At 40.4% G+C, this 19,649-nt stretch carries 16 protein-coding genes and 1 pseudogene; 6 read left to right on the top strand and 11 right to left on the bottom strand.

The window, feature by feature from the left end; genetic code table 11:
• Positions 1-59 precede the first annotated feature (59 nt).
• Positions 60-1,379, bottom strand: coding sequence for a DUF2254 domain-containing protein (locus tag G7058_RS07265; protein WP_166062899.1), 1,320 nt, complete (start codon positions 1,377-1,379; stop codon positions 60-62).
• A gap of 247 nt (positions 1,380-1,626) precedes the next feature.
• Between G7058_RS07265 and tnpA the strand changes: the two genes are divergently transcribed.
• A complete protein-coding gene (tnpA, locus tag G7058_RS07260) occupies positions 1,627-2,085 on the top strand; it encodes an IS200/IS605 family transposase (protein ID WP_166062590.1) in 459 nt (152 codons plus the stop codon).
• Complete coding sequence (locus tag G7058_RS07255) at positions 2,060-3,205, top strand: RNA-guided endonuclease TnpB family protein (protein ID WP_166062898.1); 1,146 nt, start codon at positions 2,060-2,062, stop codon at positions 3,203-3,205. Before tnpA ends, G7058_RS07255 begins: the two co-directional genes overlap by 26 nt.
• Positions 3,206-3,992: 787 nt before the next feature.
• Here G7058_RS07255 and G7058_RS12020 read toward each other — a convergent pair.
• The 3 genes and pseudogenes from G7058_RS12020 to rlmH all read right to left on the bottom strand — a co-directional run.
• A pseudogene (locus tag G7058_RS12020) lies at positions 3,993-4,241 on the bottom strand (NAD(+)--rifampin ADP-ribosyltransferase); the annotation flags it as partial.
• A gap of 430 nt (positions 4,242-4,671) precedes the next feature.
• Positions 4,672-5,940: a glycosyltransferase gene (locus G7058_RS07245; RefSeq protein WP_166062896.1), complete on the bottom strand. Its 1,269-nt coding sequence runs from the start codon at positions 5,938-5,940 to the stop codon at positions 4,672-4,674.
• 344 nt (positions 5,941-6,284) lie between these two features.
• Positions 6,285-6,764 (bottom strand): 23S rRNA (pseudouridine(1915)-N(3))-methyltransferase RlmH, encoded by a 480-nt coding sequence (gene rlmH / locus G7058_RS07240; RefSeq protein WP_166062895.1) that lies wholly within the window; start codon positions 6,762-6,764, stop codon positions 6,285-6,287.
• 85 nt (positions 6,765-6,849) lie between these two features.
• Here rlmH and G7058_RS07235 point away from each other — a divergent pair, with 85 nt between their 5' ends.
• The 3 genes from G7058_RS07235 (at position 6,850) to G7058_RS07225 (ending at position 10,415) form a co-directional block, all read left to right on the top strand.
• Positions 6,850-8,229, top strand: a complete 1,380-nt coding sequence (locus G7058_RS07235; RefSeq protein WP_227004398.1) for a TrkH family potassium uptake protein — start codon at positions 6,850-6,852, stop codon at positions 8,227-8,229.
• 111 nt (positions 8,230-8,340) lie between these two features.
• The gene (locus tag G7058_RS07230) at positions 8,341-9,732 is read left to right on the top strand and encodes a TrkH family potassium uptake protein (RefSeq protein ID WP_166062894.1); all 1,392 of its coding nucleotides are present in this window, start codon (positions 8,341-8,343) and stop codon (positions 9,730-9,732) included.
• A gap of 14 nt (positions 9,733-9,746) precedes the next feature.
• Positions 9,747-10,415, top strand: coding sequence for a potassium channel family protein (locus G7058_RS07225; protein ID WP_166062893.1), 669 nt, complete (start codon positions 9,747-9,749; stop codon positions 10,413-10,415).
• Between the two features lie 437 nt (positions 10,416-10,852).
• On the opposite strand, the gene G7058_RS07220 is transcribed toward G7058_RS07225, so the two are convergent.
• From G7058_RS07220 to G7058_RS07210, 3 genes are all read right to left on the bottom strand, one after another.
• Entirely contained in the window at positions 10,853-12,298 is a 1,446-nt protein-coding gene (locus G7058_RS07220) for a TrkH family potassium uptake protein (RefSeq protein ID WP_166062892.1), read from the bottom strand.
• 11 nt (positions 12,299-12,309) lie between these two features.
• Positions 12,310-13,662: a Trk system potassium transporter TrkA gene (gene trkA, locus G7058_RS07215; RefSeq protein WP_166062891.1), complete on the bottom strand. Its 1,353-nt coding sequence runs from the start codon at positions 13,660-13,662 to the stop codon at positions 12,310-12,312.
• Between the two features lie 174 nt (positions 13,663-13,836).
• On the bottom strand, positions 13,837-14,643 hold the full coding sequence (locus G7058_RS07210; RefSeq protein WP_166062890.1) for a hypothetical protein: 807 nt from the start codon (positions 14,641-14,643) through the stop codon (positions 13,837-13,839).
• A gap of 346 nt (positions 14,644-14,989) precedes the next feature.
• Here G7058_RS07210 and G7058_RS07205 point away from each other — a divergent pair, with 346 nt between their 5' ends.
• Entirely contained in the window at positions 14,990-15,604 is a 615-nt protein-coding gene (locus G7058_RS07205) for a hypothetical protein (RefSeq protein WP_166062889.1), read from the top strand.
• Positions 15,605-15,724: 120 nt separating this feature from the next.
• Here G7058_RS07205 and G7058_RS07200 read toward each other — a convergent pair whose 3' ends face one another.
• The 4 genes from G7058_RS07200 to G7058_RS07185 all read right to left on the bottom strand — a co-directional run bounded on the left by G7058_RS07200 (position 15,725) and on the right by G7058_RS07185 (position 19,623).
• Entirely contained in the window at positions 15,725-16,852 is a 1,128-nt protein-coding gene (locus tag G7058_RS07200; RefSeq protein WP_166062888.1) for an acyl-CoA dehydrogenase family protein, read from the bottom strand.
• A 33-nt stretch (positions 16,853-16,885) separates the two neighbouring features.
• Positions 16,886-17,788: a LysR family transcriptional regulator gene (locus G7058_RS07195; RefSeq protein WP_166062887.1), complete on the bottom strand. Its 903-nt coding sequence runs from the start codon at positions 17,786-17,788 to the stop codon at positions 16,886-16,888.
• Positions 17,789-17,925: 137 nt separating this feature from the next.
• On the bottom strand, positions 17,926-19,143 hold the full coding sequence (gene fadE / locus G7058_RS07190) for an acyl-CoA dehydrogenase FadE (RefSeq protein WP_227004397.1): 1,218 nt from the start codon (positions 19,141-19,143) through the stop codon (positions 17,926-17,928).
• Positions 19,144-19,167: 24 nt separating this feature from the next.
• Positions 19,168-19,623 (bottom strand): MaoC family dehydratase, encoded by a 456-nt coding sequence (locus G7058_RS07185; RefSeq protein WP_166062886.1) that lies wholly within the window; start codon positions 19,621-19,623, stop codon positions 19,168-19,170.
• Positions 19,624-19,649 lie beyond the last annotated feature (26 nt).

The following is a 19,649-nucleotide window of genomic DNA, read 5'->3' as shown; positions in this document are numbered from 1 at the left end:
AAAGAGAATATTATAAACCTTTCAGCGAAAAATAACACAGATAGTTTTCAGTTTCAAGCTCATTCCTCTAGCTCAGGATGGTTAATCCCTAGAATACGTTGTTGGCGTTCCTCGATATTTTGAATATCTAGTCTTTCCGTAAAATTGGGACTCGTTAGATTAAACAGATAATTACTGTAATCCTTAATATAGTTTAGCTTCTTCGGATGTGCAGAATAAGCAACTGTCAACAAAGAGTCAAACAGTGCCACCACTCCAGAAATATCTTGCTTCATATAGTGAATTAATTGCCAATAACTTTCATATAAGTCTTTTGGAAAATTATTGAAATCATAAATCACGTTACCTCCCGAAGAAAATGTCTCATCAGTGTCTTCGCCCATCACCACAAACCTTCCTGGTATACTGGCAAATTTTGAATCCAACAAAGCCTTGTAGTTTAAGATATAAATGGCGGTATTAGGATCATTTATGCCTGGCGAAACCGCCCTCAGAGCTACTTCAATCAATTTAGCTCGAGCAAAATTTGGATCGTACATAGAAGAAGGTTTTTCTTCATAAGTTAGGGTGCGGTTTATTGCCGCTTGGAGCTGTGATTCATCTTTAACTTTTCGGTTAGTGTATAAATCGACTAGCGGCTGATTTGCGGAAATAAACTCTCCTATTCTTAGATGTAGCACTATGGTGCCTTTGAATTCCTTGCTCAGTTCAACTAGTCGATTAAAATTAATATATTCAACATAACCACTCTCGTTAGCCTTTACTGTGAAGATGTGTAGCGTGTCTATTTGAGGAAGATGATCCAACAAAGGCATTTCTTGAAAGTATTCAATCGTTTCATCCGCAACTGACTCGGCCTCCTTGTACAATTTAGTCACAAGATGGTTCAATTGTACGGATGTTGCCACATTATAAACGAACTTCGTAAAATAAAAAACGCAGGCAAGGGCGTACAATAAGGCAATGGAGGCCGAAACAACCAAATATTCATCTTCTGAATTGCGCATAAAAAACAAAGAGGAAAGACAATAAATAAAACCACCAAGAAAAATCCCCAAAGTTTGCATAGATGTTTTCTGTAAGAGAAAATTCTCAACAGTCCGGGGACTGAAATTAGATGAGTAGAACGAAATGACCGATAACATCGTCCCAAACGTGAAGGTTGCCACTGAAAAAAGGGAACCCGCTAGCAGGCTCAAGATTGATTTGGCCAGATTGACGCTCGTTAGAAAAACAGTCGGGAAATAGTCCACCACATTTATCATTCTGGTGTCGAGCAAGATAACACCAATCGCTAAAATGAAAGAAAAGAGCACGCTCCCTCCTAGAATAAGCCAAATACGTTTATCTTCAAAAAATAAGCCAAATGCCTTGACCATGTTCTATAACCCCTCCCTTGATAGAATTATTTTCTCTATTATACCACTCTCTCCTTAGGAATGACTTCTTTTCAGCCGTACTTTTTCTGATTCGTTGAGAGAAAACACGGGCTTTCAAACCCGTGATGAACGAAACCATCTTGTAAAACTCGTCTCGCACATGGTAGATGACATAATCGATGTATATCATGTTATGTCGGTCTTCCATATGGTTGCATATGGTCTTGTTTATTGGTATAATGGACACATGAGAGACGAAGAACGATTCACTTATGGCAGAACCTCTGTCTACAACCTAAACTACCACATCATCTGGCGGACCAAGTACCGCAACCAGGTCATCAACCCGGCCATCAGCGCCCGCCTGAAGGACATCCTTTATGACATTGCGGCTGAGTACGGCTTCACCATCTCCCACCTGGAGGTGGGGTTGGACGACCACATCCACCTGATGGTGAGCGCTCCACCCAAGCTGTCCGTGACCAATATTGTCCGCTGGCTGAAAGGAACCAGCGCCCGGTTACTCTTCCTCGAGTTCCCAGAACTGAAGAAGTCTTACTGGAAGAAAGAGGACCGCCACCTGTGGGCGCCCAGTTATTTTGTAGAGAGCATCGGTACGACCAATGAGCACGCCATCGCCAAGTACATCGATGACCAACGCAGAAAGGAGGGGCAACCCGATGGTATTGAAAGGCATCAAAATTAAGCTCTACCCGACCGAAAAGCAGAAAATTTTCATCGACCGCAATCTGGCGCTGAACCGCTTCGTGTGGAACCAGCTGCTGGCGATGCAACAGGCACGTCACGAGAACGGTGGCAGGTATGTGGGCAAGTACGCCATGCACAACCTGATGAAACCACTCAAGTGGGAATTTCCATTCCTGAAGGAGGCGAACAGTACCAGCCTGGAGTATACCTCCGACGATTTGGATGCTGCGTTCCAGCGTTTCTTTAACAAGCAGAACGGCTATCCCCGCTTCAAGTCGCGGAAGCGTCCGAAGAGCACCTACACCACCAAATGCATCAACAACAGCATCACTGTGGTGGACAACCATTACATCCAGATGCCCAAATTGAAGTTAGTGAAGTGCCATGGCGCCCACCGCATCACCGGGCGCATTATGCGTGCCATCATCCGTAAGGAACCGGACGGTTCCTATACGGCGACTATCCTGGTGGAGGAAGCCGTTCCGATATTGCCGAAAACGGGCGCCACCGTGGGGCTGGACATGGGGATTACCCACTTGGTCATCCAGTCGGACGGATACAAGTTGAAAAACAAGCAGTTTGAGCGGGCATTGGCGAAACAGAAACGCATCTGGCAGCGCAAGTTCGCCCGCCGGCGTGAGCGTGCCCTGCGGGAAATCGCAGCCGCCAAAGCAAACGGCGTCGAACTCCAACTGACTGACTTCAAGAACCTGCAGAAAGCCAAGCAGCAGGTCGCCCGCATCAACAAACGCATCAAGAACCAACGCCTGAACTACCTGCATCACTACACAACCCAACTGGTAAAAGAGCATGACATCATCGTCATGGAGGATTTGAAAACCAAAAATCTAATGAAGAACCACCATTTGGCGCGTTCCATCGCGGATGCCTCCTGGGGCATCATCAAGAACCTATTGACCTACAAGTGCGCGTGGCACAAAAAAGAGCTCATCCTCGTTAAACCGCACTACACAAGTCAAACGTGTTCGCATTGCGGCATGAACACCGGTAAGAAACCGCTGCACATCCGTATGTTCAATTGCCCGCATTGCCATACCGTCGGTATCGACCGAGATATCAACGCGGCCGTGAACATCCGCAACAAAGCGTTCGCCTAACGTTAAAGGGCATAAGTGTGGACGCGCTTTGGTCAATAGCCGTAACCGCTGCTCGCTGTTATCACAACAATCGAGTAAGTCAGCGGCGTTCCCAGAAGCTCGGTCATTCATGGCCGAGTAGTTCCCTAAGTTACGAACGCGATAAGCTTAAAAAACTAAGATGCTAACCCTTTCTTACAGGATTAGCGTCTTAGTTCCGTAGGTTAATTGGAAGGTAAAAAAAAGCGGAAAGCCCGTCATCATAGGCTTTCCGCTTTATCGATTCTATTCTCTTTTTCAAACCTTTTCTGTCACTAACTCAGGAATGCCATCACACCGCCATTCTCCCCAAAAAAATGACCTCATTTATGATAAGCATGTGCGTATCATATTCAACTGCGGTTTTTTAAAGCATTAGTGATGTTGCGGGTAGGATAGACATTTAACCCCACATCCTTCATTATGGATATGGGGTCAAAGTCTTATTTATTCGCCATCTGTATGCAACCTGTATTCCCGGAAATTTATAACGAGGATATTGTAGAAACTTAGTAACATAAAGGCTTCAAGAGATTTTTTAGATTAATTCCCCCTCGTTATAATCAACATTTATAACAAGGGGAAAATCCACTGATATCAAGGTTCGCAGCCATTCTCGTTACACAATTCGGGAATGCAGGATGCAATCCTAGAATTCTCCCATTTTAAAGGCAATCTGGATAGCTTAGTTATAGTTATCTGAGTATTTATATTTCTTCATCAGTCGTTTAATTGTTCTTCTACATTTGCACAACCTGATTCACGAATATCTAAAAGGTGCTTGCGAACGGTAGGAACGGGTCAGATTTCCTGGGAATTTCTTGTCCGTAACATTCGGGTCATTTTCGAAATCCCCAGTTGGTTCTACAATATAAACCCGTTCTCGTCCATCACCTTTTGCCAATGCGGCCGCAAGTCCAGCCCCACTAATCACAGCCGTGAAATAAATGTGATTCATTTTAAGTCCGGATTTGTAATTCGATTCTCCTTTTGCTGTCAGCAGCTCACCTACCTGCAGATCTGCTCTTGTCCCATGAAAAAAAGGGCCTGGATCAGAAGGCGTACCCTTATACGAATGCGATAATTCAACATGCTTTTTCGCCTTGTCCGGATCGGATAACGCCTCATAGCATTTCGCGATGTTCCTATATAAATATGGGAACGCACTCTTTACCGCAATATCATTCACTTCTAGCGCAAACTGCAAAGAGGTTTCGAACCATTTTAATTTGTCTGATACATTTTTTTGATGCCGGGCCACATAATAAGCCGCGATAAATTTTTCAAAATCGTCTATCGCTTCACTCCAGGCCTTAGAAAACAGCAGGCTGGCCTCTTCAGGTTTGCCGCTGTCTTCCATGCCCATCCCCTGAAGAAGCAGTTGAATAATCTTGTTGTTGGGGTCGAATTGGTTATCCATCTACTTTCTCCTCCGTAAAAAATTAATCCTACTTGTTGTAATATCCATCACAATAACGTTCAATATATTTTATAGCGTTCTCTGTCCCATTCTCTACAGATAAAGCACTTTTTATATTTTGAGCCTTTTGCTTTACTTCAACTTTTTCTAATTCTTTAAATCTACTGATTAGTTCTTCAGTTGTTACTTCACTTTCTTTTATTGGTTCCAAAGCATACCCTAACTTATACAGCCTATTTGCCCAAAACGGCTGATCCACTGCAAAAGGTATAATTATTTGTGGCTTGCCACTTTTTAAAGCAGCTGCCATCGTTCCGACTCCACCATGATGGATTATTCCTTTAGCTAAAGGAAATAACAACGTATGCGGAGCCGCTTTTATTGTTAAAAGCTCTTTTTCCCCTTCAACAGCAATGCCACTATTACCCGCTATAATAATTGCACGATTATCGGTTTCTTTTAGTGCCTTAACTAATTTCTCCTTGAATAGATCTGGTGACTTCAGGGGCATACTGCTAAAGGAGATTACAATGGGTTCTTTTCCCAAATTAATAAACTTCAGTATTTCTTCCTCAAGTACTTCAATTTCCGTATCAAGATAGAAAAATCCTGGTAAATACACTTTATCTGCCCAACTTTTCACATCTTTAAATAAATACGAACTAATAGGATAGATGATAGGTATCTCTCTACCATCAATGTTAAATGTGTACTCACCACTTTTTCGCTTAGGTAAGTTTAATGTTTTCTCTCTAAAATCATTTACTTCCTTAATACTAGCACTTTCTGCCTTATCCATTACTTTATATGTTAATTTATTAATGACTTTACCCAAGTTTCTGGTAGGTGATATTGCTAGATTCGGAAACTCTTCAATTGGATAGGTTATTGGAACGGGCGGCATACTGATACAAGGAATGCCTAAAAACTTTGCTATATCAGGCGCTCCAAAAGCTTTAGGATGATAAATAATTACATCTGCTCCTTGTGCACTTTTATAAAAGTCATCTAATGTTTTTCTAAATGCTGGATTCACCATATCTTTTAAATAGCGCTTAGTCTTTATGGGGTGTTTCAAAGCATCATTAAATACCATTTTCCCTTCTTCAGTCTCAAGCATAGCCATCAAATCACTGGTAACCGCTTCAAACGCAACACCATTTCCTTCAATAAAATGTTGAAAACTTTTCCCGGTACATATTACTGCACTATGCCCTTTTGATATTGCAGCTTTTGCTAGAGCAACATACGGTTGCACATCCCCTCTTGAACCCAGTGTAAATATGGCTATTCTCATAAAAATCCCTCCGTATGTGCAGACTTTTTACTACTTTCTCGCATCTCTTACATATCTTCATATTTTTCTATTAACATTTCCTATACTTCAGAAAATCAGTTTTATTAAATCCGCCAGAATACTCCTGTCAATACTGGAATGAAAAGGGCACAGCCCAATGAGAAGGTGGGGGGGTAGTTCAATCATACTTCCTCCTATTCACCAAATCGGTTAATCTTTAAATATAAGTATAGTTCGTTGACTATTTTTTTCAAGTTAAGCCCGAAGTATAAAAAAAGTAGAAACCATTCATCAGATTTCTGCTTAACTATTAGCACACAGGAGATGGATCATCAGATCCTCATTTATTTATGATAAGCATGCCCATTAATAATCCGAAACGCCCGATAAACTTGCTCCACCAAAACCAACCGCATCAACTGATGCGGGAACGTCAACTTACCAAACGAGATTTCCTCGTTGGCGCGTTTGAGCACTTGCTTGCTTAATCCGAGCGAACCACCGATAATGAAGGTAATATCACTTTTTCCGGTGATACCAAGATTTTCGATTTTTTTGGCGAAGTCAACGGAATCGTATTGTTTGCCGTTAATGGCCAGGGCGAAAACATAGCTTTGATCGCTGACTTTGGCGAGGATGCGTTCGCCTTCTTTGTCTTTGATCATTTCCATTTCTTTGTCACTCAAATTTTCGGGTGCTTTTTCGTCGTTGACCTCGATGATTTCCATTTTGCAGTAGCTGCCTAAACGTTTGGCATATTCAGCGATGCCTTGCTTCAAATATTTTTCCTTTAACTTTCCAACTGTTATAATTTTTATATTCATGTAAAATACGCCCCTTTTTCATCCTCACTCTAATGGTAGTGAAAAAGGGGCATTCTTGCAATACAAATCGAAGGGAGATAGGACCTTGCGTAAATGGATAGATGGGTGGCATACATCTTTAAAAATTAGTGCCAGTTTTCTTGTAATGATTCTGATTGGGTTTATTTTCCTTATTCTACCAATCAGTCAGGCGCCGGGTTCGGAAGCCACGCTGTTCGATCACTTTTTCCATACGGTGTCATTAGTGACGGTGACGGGGTTAGTCATCCATCCCGTTGCACAGACGTATTCGCTGTTTGGGCAGATTATATCGCTCATATTGATGCAGGTGGGTGGTTTAGGAATTATGACCATCGTGGCCAGTGCCGTTTCTTTTATGGGAAGAAAGATGAGTTTAAAGAACAAACTCGTAGTACAAGCCAGTATTAACCGTGAGGATGCGACGGACTTCCGGTCATTTATGCGGTTGATTTTAAGATATGTCCTTATTTTTGAAAGCTTGGGATTTATCCTGTTGTCGTTTCGGTTCGTACCGGAATTTGGTTGGGGTCGAGGGCTTTTCACCGCCCTCTACCTCGCGGTTTCCGGCTTTACGAATGGCGGATTTGACACACTTGGCGCGGTTTCTTTAGCGGCTTATGTGCATGATCCGTTAGTGAACATTGTTATTTCCGTTTTGATTTTTTTAGGCGGGATTGGCTTCCACGTCTGGTTCGATGTCACGAAGTTGATCAAGAGATGGTCACAACGGACTAACAAAAAACACATCCGTTTTTTCTTCCGGGAGTTAAGCTTGCATTCGCGGTTGGCCATTTCCGTCAGTTTCTTTTTAATCATTTCAGGAACACTGACCTTTTTATTGGTCGAATTTAACAATCCGAATACGATTGGCGATTTCACTTTCGGCCAGAAGTTGTTGGCCAGTTCCTTTCAGACTATCACGATGCGAACAGCCGGTATGACAACAATCGATTTTACTGAAGTGCACTCTTTTACACTGTTTTCTTTTATTTTATCGATGTTCGTCGGTGGTTCGCCGGGTAGTACAGCCGGTGGGATTAAAACAACCACGTTCGCAATGGTTGTCTTACTCATTATAAATGAAAGCAAGGGACAGAAAAATGTAAACATCTGGAACTATACGTTACCGGTTAGCTTAGTGCGTAATGCGGTTGTTATTTTCTTGATATTCCTAGCTACCTTTATTGGTGGAACAGGATTGTTATCGTTATTGAATCCGAAAGTTGACTTTATTGTCTTAATGTTTGAATCGGTTTCCGCGATTACGACTGTTGGGATGTCAGCACGGTTGACCCCTACGCTTGGTGTGTTAAGCCGGGTTATCTTAATGATTTTGATGTTTGTGGGAAGAATCGGTCCGATTACGATGGCGGAAACACTGGCGCGAAAAGATAAAGAAACGAAGAATATTCAATTTGTGGATGGAAAAGTCATCCTGGGATAAGAATATTTACCACCAAAATTTAGTTAGTTTTTCTACTTTTTTTTCGCTATCTTTTTCAGGCCATTCGTATTAAAATACGTCTATCCTAAAGCATGATAAGGAAGAAAGGAAATGTTCATTTTGCTAAATAAAATAGGAAGCTGGACGACTTCTCAAAAAATTGCTTCCAGTTTTGCGAGTGTTATTTTTATCGGATCACTCTTACTATCTTTACCAATCAGTCAATTATCTACTTCGAATGCCACTTATATTGATAATCTCTTTTCAGCCGTATCGATGGTCTGTGTGACCGGCTTGTTCACAGAATCGATTGCCGACTCTTATACACTGTTTGGGCAAATTATCTGTATGCTGCTCATCCAAGTCGGTGGTCTGGGGCTGATGACTTTAATCGCCTATTTTATAACACAACTTTCAAAAAATAAAATTGGCTTTCGTAATAAACTAGCTGTTCAAGAAGGAATTAATCGAGGGGACGCCAAAGATTTTCGAACCTATATTGGAACAATTATGAAATATACAGCTATAATAGAAGGAACAGGAATGGTATTACTGAGTTTCTATTTTGTTCCAGTATTTGGTTTTGCAAAAGGTTTGTTTATTTCGATGTTCCTTTCAATCTCTGCTTTTTGTAATGCAGGCTTCGATACAATGGGTAATAGCAGTTTGATTGAATACGCTCATAATCCGGGGATCAATCTGGTTATCGCAGCGTTAATCATTTTAGGCGGAATCGGTTTCTCTGTGTGGTTCGATGTTACCAACTTGTTCCACGCTACTGCAAAAATGAAACAAAAACCGCCATTAATGCGTCGTCTTCGTTCATTAACATTGCATACGCGCTTGGCAATCCTTATGACAATAGGATTGTTAGTGGGCGGTACCCTTTTGTTCTTAATATTTGAATATACAAACGATGCTTCAATCGGGACTTTTTCTTTCGGGGATAAAGTGCTTGCCAGCTTCTTCCATACGGTAACCATGCGTACTGCTGGATTTGCTTCATTGGATTACAGTACGATTACTCCAATCTCCATGTTCATGAGTGTCGTTACTATGTTCATTGGTGGTTCTCCTGGTGGTACTGCCGGTGGTATGAAAACGACGACCTTTGCGATTGTATTCATCATGATTTACAACGAAATACGGGGACAAAGTAATGTCAATTTATTTAATCATACCATTCCGAAAAACGTTGTTAGACAAGCTTTAATTATTTTTGTTGCTTTGTTAACCACATTGACGGTGGGTACGAGCTTGTTATTACTATTTAATCCGGGAACAAATCCGTTGTTCTTATTGTTCGAAGCTGTATCTGCTTTAGCAACGGTTGGCGTTTCTGCTAATGTCACGGCTTCTTTGGATACACCGAGTCTGATTGTGGATATGTTCTTGATGTTCGCTGGAAGAATCGGACCGATTACGTTAGTGGACAGTTTAATCAGAAAAAATAAAGCAGTAAAAGATATTGCCTATACAAAAGGCAGCATAATTATTGGTTAGGAGAGAATCATACAATGAGTAAATTAATTGGTATCCTGGGGCTAGGTATCTTCGGATCTACTATTGCCAAAACGTTGTCGGAGTTCGGTAGTGATGTAATCGCAGTTGATAAATACGAAGAAAACGTCAATCGGATTGAACCATATATTGCTAAAGGTGTTGTCGGTGATTTTACTGATATCGAGTTGCTACGTACGATTGGATTGGAAGACTGTGATGCAGTGGTTATCGCAACGGGGACGTATTTAGAGGCAAGTGTGCTTGGCGTTTTGAACTGTAAAAAGCTTGGTATTAAGCATATTATTGCAAAAGCAAAAAATAAAAACTACCGCGAAGTATTAGAAGAAATTGGTTCCACCATTGTGGTTCAGCCTGAAAAAGAATCTGGCGTGCGTGTTGCCAAGAATCTATTGCGTACGAATATTGAAGATATTGTTCGTTTGGACGACTCCACTTCAGTTGTGGAATTCTATCCGCCCGAACGTTGGATTGGAAAGAGTTTGATCCAACTCGATTTGCGTCGTAAATACGACATTAACATTATTGGTATGCGCCGCAATAAATTGGGCAAGCTCGTGGTTTCATTTGACCCGAATGAACCGATTGCCAAAGATTTTGTATTGGTCGGTATAACGGAATCGGATAAATTCGAACAAGTGGATTATTTGAATCAACTCAATTAATTTTGGAAAGCCAGTTATGGACTGATAACGTTCATAACTGGCTTTTTTAATGTGCATAACTCTGGTGTTATCCACCTTCCCCCACAAGTTATGCACAATACTTATCCACATGTACACATGTTCGCCACCATATTTAGTTGAGGTTTCGTTTTTTAATCAAGATGTTGTTTTCTGAAATTATTTGTTTCTTTCGTTATCTCCGAGTTATGCCCAGCTTATTTTCACAAACTTTATACTTATAATATAACGTTTGACATCGTTTTTTCACAAATGGACAACGGTTATGCACATCCGTTGTGGGAAACTGTGGATAACTATTCGAGAGATAAACACCTGATTAGATGGGTTTAAACCGATTACGCACATGGGCTAAATACTTTTCCTCATATTTATCCACAAAAAAGAAAAAAGACACCATAATAGTGTCTTTTTCTCTGTTATTTTTTCCAAGTACGTGGCGAAAATAAAATCAATATTGGAAATATTTCTAATCTTCCCGCTAACATACCAAAGGATAGAATAATTTTAGAGAAATCTGTTAATTCTGCAAAGCTATGGGCTGGTCCTACTACCCCAAGTGCTGGTCCGATATTATTGAATGTAGCAGCAACTGCGCTAAATGCGGATAGGAAGTCCGGTACATCCAATGTTAGCAATACGAGCATTCCTGCAAAAAGAAGGAAATAAATAATCAAGTAGTTTGCCACACTGTGTTTGGTGTTTTTATTTAAAGGTTTTTTATCGTACAAAACGGTAACGATTCGGCTAGGATTAGCCATTCTTTTCACTTCTGCAACAAATATTTTGGCGTAAACAACTACCCGAGATACTTTCAATCCCCCTGCTGTTGAACCCGCACAAGCTCCTACAAACATCAACAACAATAGTATGGTTTGGGAAAAGAGTGGCCATTTACCAAAGTCAGCCGTTGAAAAACCCGTCGTTGTAATAATAGAAGAAACCGTAAAAAATACATCCCGGATAAGTACTGAAAAAGAGTGATAGGTACTGAATAAATTCATACAAATCAAACCAACCGCACCTGTAACGATTAAAATGTACCATTTCAATTCTTCGCTTTCCCACACTTGCTTGAATTTCCCGAGTAAAAAGAGATAAATGAGATTAAAATTGATCCCGAAGACGAGCATACCTATGCCAATAACCCATTCGAAATAAGGCGTTTCGTAAGGGGCTATGCTACCGTTTCGAATGCCAAATCCACCTGTTCCCGCTACACCAAATGAATGGAGCAAGGAATCAAAGAGGTTCATACCACCGAAATAAAGAAGTGCTACAACTACAACTGTCATGGCAAGATAAATAGTATAGAGAATACGTGCAGATGTGGACAATTTCGAAACCAATTTCCCAAATGTGGGACCGGGTGTTTCGGCCTTCATGATATTAACGGATTGGGAATCGATTTTCGGTAATATTGCCAAGGCAAATACCAAAATTCCCATACCACCCACTAAATGGGTAAAACTACGCCAGAATAAACTGGAATGTGCCAGTATTTCAACATCCGTTAAAATACTGGAACCCGTCGTCGTAAACCCACTGCTCGTTTCAAAAAAAGCATCCACAAGTGACGGGATATCTCCATTAATAACAAAGGGCAGACCTCCAAAAAATGAGAATAAAACCCAGGACAGGGCTACAATGACAAACCCTTCCCGGGCAGTGAGGCGCTTATTATCTGGCATTTTAAATGCCAATACTTGCCCCACAATCAACAAAAATAAAATGACTGCGAAGAAGCTTATTTTATAGATGATTGCTTCTTCATATATGAAACTCACGATTAAAGGAAGAATTAAAAGGAGCGCTTCGACTTGCAATAAGCGTCCAACCACATAACGAACAATTTTTATATTCACTCCAGCATCCCCTATCTTAAAATGTCATCAATGTCATCGAAATATTTATCTTTGGTGATGATAATGACCTGGTCAGAAGGCTGAATGCTATCTTTTCCTGTAGGGATAATCAATTTACGGTTGCGGATGATATACGCAACCAACAGATTGTCTCTGGTCGCAAGTTTTTCCAAGGGAATACCAACAGCCTTGCTACCATTTTTAACTTTGAACTGAATGGCTTCTGCTTCATTATTTGCTAAGCGATAGAGGGCTTCAACGTCGGAAATGGAAGGATTACCCAAACTACGTACAAAACGGAGTATGGAGTTCGCAATGACCCGCTTTGGTGTAATGACTGATTCCATTCCTAACGAATCGAAAATCCCCAATAGAATCTCTCTGTTTACTTTCGTAACGACTTTATCAACGCTTTGTTGAAGGGCATAGAGAGAGGCAATAATGTTCTCTTCATCGACTCCCGTCAAACTAACAAAAGCATTATAGTTTTCAATTCCTTCTTGTATTAAAATATCTTGATCTGTTCCATCACCGAGAATAATTTCGACATTTGGATAACTCGCACTCAAATCTTCCGCAATTTCGCGATGTTGTTCGATTACTTTGATAGCCATGTGATAGTCTTTAAGCACATCCAATAAATAGTACGTCAGACGTCCTCCACCAATTATCAAGACAGACTGAACGTCTTTTGTTTTCCGGCTTGTTTTTTTATAGAATTTACGAATCGTAGTTTTACTACCTAAAACATAGATATGGTCTCCGATGCGAATAGTGTTTTGGCCGGAAGGAATAATCGTCTCGCCTTTTCGACGAATGGTGCAAACGAGTATTTCCCCATACCGTGTTCTAAAATCATTCAACGACATATTTGCCAATGGGCTGTCTTTTTGAACTTCTAATTCAATCAATTCAACTTGATCTTTCGCAAATGATTGAATACTTAAAATATCTGGGAATTTAATAATTTTGGCGATGCTGCGCGCTGACTCCATTTCTGGGTTAATCATTAGACTAACGCCAAGACTTTCGCGGAATGAATCAAAATGTTTGGAGTATTCCGGGTTACGAACACGCGCAATAGTGTATTTCGCTCCCAATTTTTGGGCAAGGATACATGCCATAATGTTTACTTCATCTTGAGGTGTCACCGCAATAAAAATATGGCTATTTTCTACACCAGCTTCTTTTTGAATATCGATGCTTGCCCCATTCCCGACAATACCGGAAACATCGACTTTATTAATGAGCTGCTCGAGACGCATTTCATTCTTTTCAATTATTATAATATCGTTATCTTCGGTGGCAAGTTCCGCACATAAAACGGATCCTACTTTTCCGCCACCAGCGATGATAATTTTCATCTCATTCTTCCTTTCCAATCACACAATACGTGTATTATGCCACACATGCCATACACTTTTCATCCTTATTATCAAATAAAAAAATTTGCGCTGAGTGGGCCAAAACACGAAAAAAAGACCGCTCAAAAGTTTGAGCAGGCCTCTTCGTTCGTTCTTTTACCATGCAAACAGCAATTAGCTAGGATTTGCATACCAAATAGTTAAATTGTATCGGCCGTTTGCACCGATTTGATAGTCGCATGTTTGGAAGGTTAGGGCTGCGCCCACGTCCTTCATGTTGTAGTAGGCATTCTCATCATTCGCGACGCCTGACTGCATATGGAAAATGGTATAGCGTTGTCCGTCAATCACAATTTGTGATCCCACGTGTAACTCACGAATAACGCCACCTGCGGCTCCCATCATTTCCACTAAATAATGACTTGGATCTGTTGACCAACGATAGATATACGAATCTGCTGGAACTTGACCTGACCCAGAGAACCATGCAATATCGAAATGTCGACCATTAAAGTTGAAACCATCTGTACGCGCTTGTACGGGTGCGGCTTGTTGAACAACTTCAGTTACAACAGGCTGTGTATTAGCCGGCTCACTTGCGGCTGCAACTTCTTGTGCGACGCGTGCTTCTTCTTCGGCAATTTCTTTGGCAATTCTTTCTTCTTCAGCTTGTTGAGCCTTCTTAGCTTCTTCAGCTTTTTTCGCTTCAGCCACTTTCTTTTCTTCTTCGGCTTTTGCTTTTGCAATTTTTTCAAGTTCTATTTTTGTATTGGATAATCGTCTTTGTTTTTCGGTTTCTTGTGCTTCGCTGGAGAGTTGTTCAATGAATTGGGTGTATGTTTCTACATCTTTGTAATTGACGTGTGTCTGACTGAGTGTCTGAATAGTTATTTCTTTTTTGTCATTTTGTGCATTGTAGGGGATCAAACCAAACAAACCAACAATAATAAGTAAAACTGGTAAAAATTTCTTTATTGTCACTCTTACACCATCCTTTTATTATCGTAAAGCAAGAAAAATTGTATCATGGATTTCCTTTTAAAAAAAAGAGGGAAAGTAAAATTATTGCACTTTTATTTAAAATATTATTATTTAAACTATCGCATTCGTTATCATATTTCTTATGAGTTTTTTAGAAGCTTGTCTAGATAACTATCTCGATGTTACACTATTTTAATCACCTTAAAAAAGATAACGTTTCCAATGAATCATTTGCATTCAAAGATGACGAATCGCGAAAAATAGAGTACAATAGAGGTGAGGAAGTTTACTTCGTATCCAATTATGTAAACGCTTCCAATTTGATTAAAGGAGGTTCAACTAACGAATGATAATCGTCCCATTTTATAACTTTTTCATTAGGAGGGAAAGATATGCGTACATATTTATTGCTTACTGCACTAATTGGCATTTCATTTTCTGGGGGAGTTTATCTGGCAAAGATGCACACAACATCTCTGCTCATGCGTACCTAGTAGAACCCCCTATCATCGAACAAGTTGTGTTTATTGAAGAAGAAATCGAAGTTATTGAGGTTGCGCCGGAAATCGAAATTTATGTAGAACCTGAAGAAGTCGAAGTTTATGTAGAACCTGAAGTCCAAGAGATCACGGAAACCAGAGCTTCTGAAGAACCCGAAACATATGATATGATTCATCAAAAGGACGTTGCCGAAGAAGAAGACCCGGTACCACCTGAAGTCTCTGCAACTTGGTATGTAGAAGATGCTGCAGTTTTGGGTTTGGAAGCAATCCTGGCTGCGTACCCTGTTTTCGATTACGAGTATTTTATTGTCTCTACACCTTCTAACTACATTTACCAATATGATTTCTACGTAGATTCTCCTGACGGTGGGCATGCTAATTTAGTCGGTATTTACCAATACGACGCTACAGGTCAAGCAACTTTTCACCTTAACCCTGTGACGGGCAGTTGGGAATAAAATAAATAAACAACATCCTCGTACTTCTGCGAGGATTTTTTTGTTGGAACTGTACTCCCGGGCAAAATAAAAAACCGTACGAACTGTTCTGGTTCCGCACGATTTTTCAGTTCAGTTCTTTTAGCTGTTTACCCACGGCTCTGTAATCATTCGTCGTTGCGATCTGGAGGAACCCCCGTAAATGGATGTCACATTTGCGTCACGAATATAACGTTCAATATCGCTATCTTTCATGAAACCATAACCGCCTGTCAGTTGAATAATTGATTCCGTTACCTCCAACGCAATATTGGCTGTTAATAACTTCGCCATCGCCACTTCTATTGAATTCTGCGTATCCGTCATAACCATACGAACGAAAGCTTCAGCAGAATAAATACTCGTCTTCATATCCGCCATTTTTTCTTGGGTCGACTGATTATCAATAAGACGGTTTCCAAACTTACGGACCACACTCATATGCTCAAGGCCTTTGGCAAATGCTCCTTGCGCGATACCGACTGCCTGCATCGCAACCGACAATTTCATGAGATTCATAGTAAAGGTAACTTGGTCTACCCCTTCAAGAGTATTTCCCAATAACGCATCGTGTGCGACTTCAATTTGTTGCAATTGAACGGAAGCGACTTGGAGCGATGTGATACCTGTCTTCTCCATTGGCTCAGTTACAGTTAACCCTTTTCTATCTGTTTCAACAATAAAGATACCGGTCCCGTCACTGCCGTCCAAACTCTTGGTACGGGCTGCGACTAGCAAAACGCTTGCAAGTGGCGCATTGGAAATATACTTCTTATTTCCATTAATAACCCATCCAAAGGGCGTTTCAACCGCCAGGGTATGAATGTAGGTTGGATCGCCGGAATCGTTCTCCTCGGATAAACCAAACCCACCATAGCTTGTTCCACTGATTAAGTCAGGTAAGTATATAGCCTTTTGCTCGTCCGTTCCGAACTGATGCAGAGGTACAACAGCGTAGAAACCTTGCGTCAGCAAAATACTGCCCAATGCGGCGAATTTACTTGAAACAATCCGAATCGTCTCTAAAAAGACCGTCAAGTCTTCTTCAGAATTGGAGGTCAGTAGCGAAAAAAAGTCATTTTGGAAAAAGTATTCCATCGGTTCATGCGGAAATTCTTCAGTTTCATCATAGTACCGCGCGATACTTGCTATTGTATCTTCTGTATAGTTCTCTACCTCTTCCAATTTACGTTGGAGTTCCGGATTATTGAGTCGCATTGAAGCTGCCATAAAGCAAACCTTCCTTTACAAATTTTTTATACTTTATTCAACCGGCTGATAAAAATAGTTGATTAAATCATCGAATACAAAGTTTTCCACTGATGTATATTTCTTCTTAAACGATCTGCACAAATGAAAGTTAAAAGGAATATAGTCGCGGAAATGTCGAAAATCAGTCTGTTCACTCTGGAAAAACTTTTCTACTGGACGTGGTAAAATAGCAACGATATCTTTATTACGTGTCGTTTCAATCAGGTAATCCCATGAAGAAGACGTGAATTGAATTTGATGCGCCGTCGAATGCGTTTCTAATTTCTGAGTAACCAAATGATTCGTCATGAATGTCGAATTAAATGTCGCAATGGGGTAGCCTTTTAGATCTTGCCATTCCAGTTTTTCGTTTTGAGCAAGTGGATTTTTAGGATCCATGAAGGCAACCATTTCATCTATCTGGATGACATGCTGCTCATAGTTCTTCGTATCTAAACTGGTTGGTTCAATAAGTATTGCAATATCAATTTCACCATTAATCAGCTTTTTACGCAAGTCGTTACTTCCGTTTTCAATAATTTCCAAATGCACATTGGGATTATTGAGAACCAAATTTGGGAAATAGTCAGAAAAATAGACACGTAAAATCAAGGATGGTAATCCGATACGAATCGTTCCTTTTTGCTTCAAACCTTCAACACGAACCATTTCTTGCATTTCTTCATGTTGTTTTACGATTTGAAGTGCGTACTGGTAAATCATCTCACCAGCTCGGGTTAGACTGTTTAGTCGTCCTTGTTTACGATTAAATAATTGTACGTCTTTTTCATTTTCAAAATTTGAAATAAACTGACTGAGCGCAGGTTGGCTGATATGAATTTTTTTAGCTGCCAAGGATAAGTTGTAGTCGCATTCAACGATGTTTATAAAATAATATAATTGTTGGATATCCATTCTTATCATGCCTTTACTATTTGAATTGTTGTTACTTTCATCTTACCGAAACTTTAGGTTTATTACTATCTTTAATTCTTAAAAAGAAGACACTTTCGAGATTCATGTCTCGAAAGTGTCTTTAGCTTCATTACCGGTTATACAAATGCACTTTCGCCTGTAATAGCGCGTCCGATTACAAGTGAGTTAACTTCGTGTGTTCCTTCGTATGTGTAGATTGCTTCTGCGTCTGTAAAGAAACGCGCAACATCGTACTCATATACAATACCGTTCCCACCACATATTTCACGTGCTAGGGCAGCATTTTCACGCATTAATTTAGAGTTTTGCATTTTTGCAATAGAAGAACGAACTTCGTCGTATTGACCTTCTGTTTGTAGGTCAGCGACACGTGCGTTGACTGCCAATTGCGATTGCAAGTTAGACACGATACGTGCTAATTTTTCTTGAACCAATTGGAAGTTCGTCAATTTTTTACCAAATTGTACACGTTGTGATGTGTAAGATAGAGCAGCGCGGTAAGCACCACCAGAGTTTCCAGCAGCCAATACGCCGATAATCGCACGTGTTGCGTAAAGAATGTTCGCTACATCACGGAAACCGTTGATGTGTGGCAAACGATCTGATTCCAGCACTTCTACATCTTCAAGGTAGATATGGCCATTTTGAACCATTCTCAAACCAATTTTGTTTTCGATTTTGTCTACGCGTAGACCTGCTTGACCTTTTTTAACAACAAAACATTTGATTTTGTTATCTTCAATGTCACGTGCAAATACTGGGATTAGGTCTGCTGAACCAGCGCCACCGATCCAACGTTTTTCGCCGTTTAGGATCCATTTGTCGCCATCGCGCTTAGCAGAAGTTGCTAATCCACCAGCAATATCAGAACCGTGATCTGGTTCAGTCAATGCAAAACATGTTTGTAAATCGAAGCTTTGGAATTTCGGTAACCATTTTGCTTTTTGCTCGTCTGATCCACCAAATAAGAATGTGTAGTAACCAAGACCAGCATGAACTGCCATAAATGTTGCAATTGATACATCAAAACGTGCCATTACATAGTATAAGTATGTATTGTAGTATTGTGAATGTACGTAGTTTTCTGCTGTCTTGTCAGCGAATAGACGCTCGTCAGATAGCATTTTAACGTCTGCAACGACTTTAGAAAATGCTTCAAAAGGAAATTCTCCTTTTTCAGAGTGCGCTGCAAGAACAGGACGCAAATGTTTTTCCATTGCTTCTTCAAGCTCCATCAAAACATCGATTTCGCCGTCCGTTAAAGTTACTGCTTGTAAGAATAAATCTTCAGGAAATAGTTGAGATAATTTTTCGTTTTTAGTAAGTGTTGTCAATTGTATAACCTGCCTTCATTCAATTTATTTTGGTCTGGTAAAACCAAGTATTTTGTTCTGCATAACCATGCGAACTTCATCTTTTTGATTTTTAGTGATTGTTTCAACTGTTAGAATACCTTGATTCGGCTTCGAACGGGACATCTTGATATCCTTAATTTCGGTACGAATGTGAAGAATATCGCCTGCTCTTGTCGGACTTGGCCATTCCAGTTTTACTTCCACTCCAACTAAATCGAAACCAAATGGATTAGAAGCAACTTGCAATTTCATCATAATAGCGGCTGTTAACCAGCCGCTCGATGCTAATCCCTTGAAAAAGGAATCTTTTGCTTTTTCAGGATCTGTATGGAAATATTGCGGGTCGTATTGCTTCGCAAAGGCGATAATTTCTTCTTCGGTCACTTCATATGTGTCGGAGACATAAGAGTCCCCGACTTCACACTCACCGAGCCAAATAGCGTTATCTTTCATTTTCATTACACTCCTGCTCTTATTAAGAGATT

The sequence above is a fragment of the Jeotgalibaca porci genome (assembly GCF_011299095.1).
Classification (GTDB): domain Bacteria; phylum Bacillota; class Bacilli; order Lactobacillales; family Aerococcaceae; genus Jeotgalibaca; species Jeotgalibaca porci.
The sequence above is the reverse complement of the archived record's forward strand: the minus strand, read 5'-3'. Positions and strand labels throughout refer to the sequence as shown.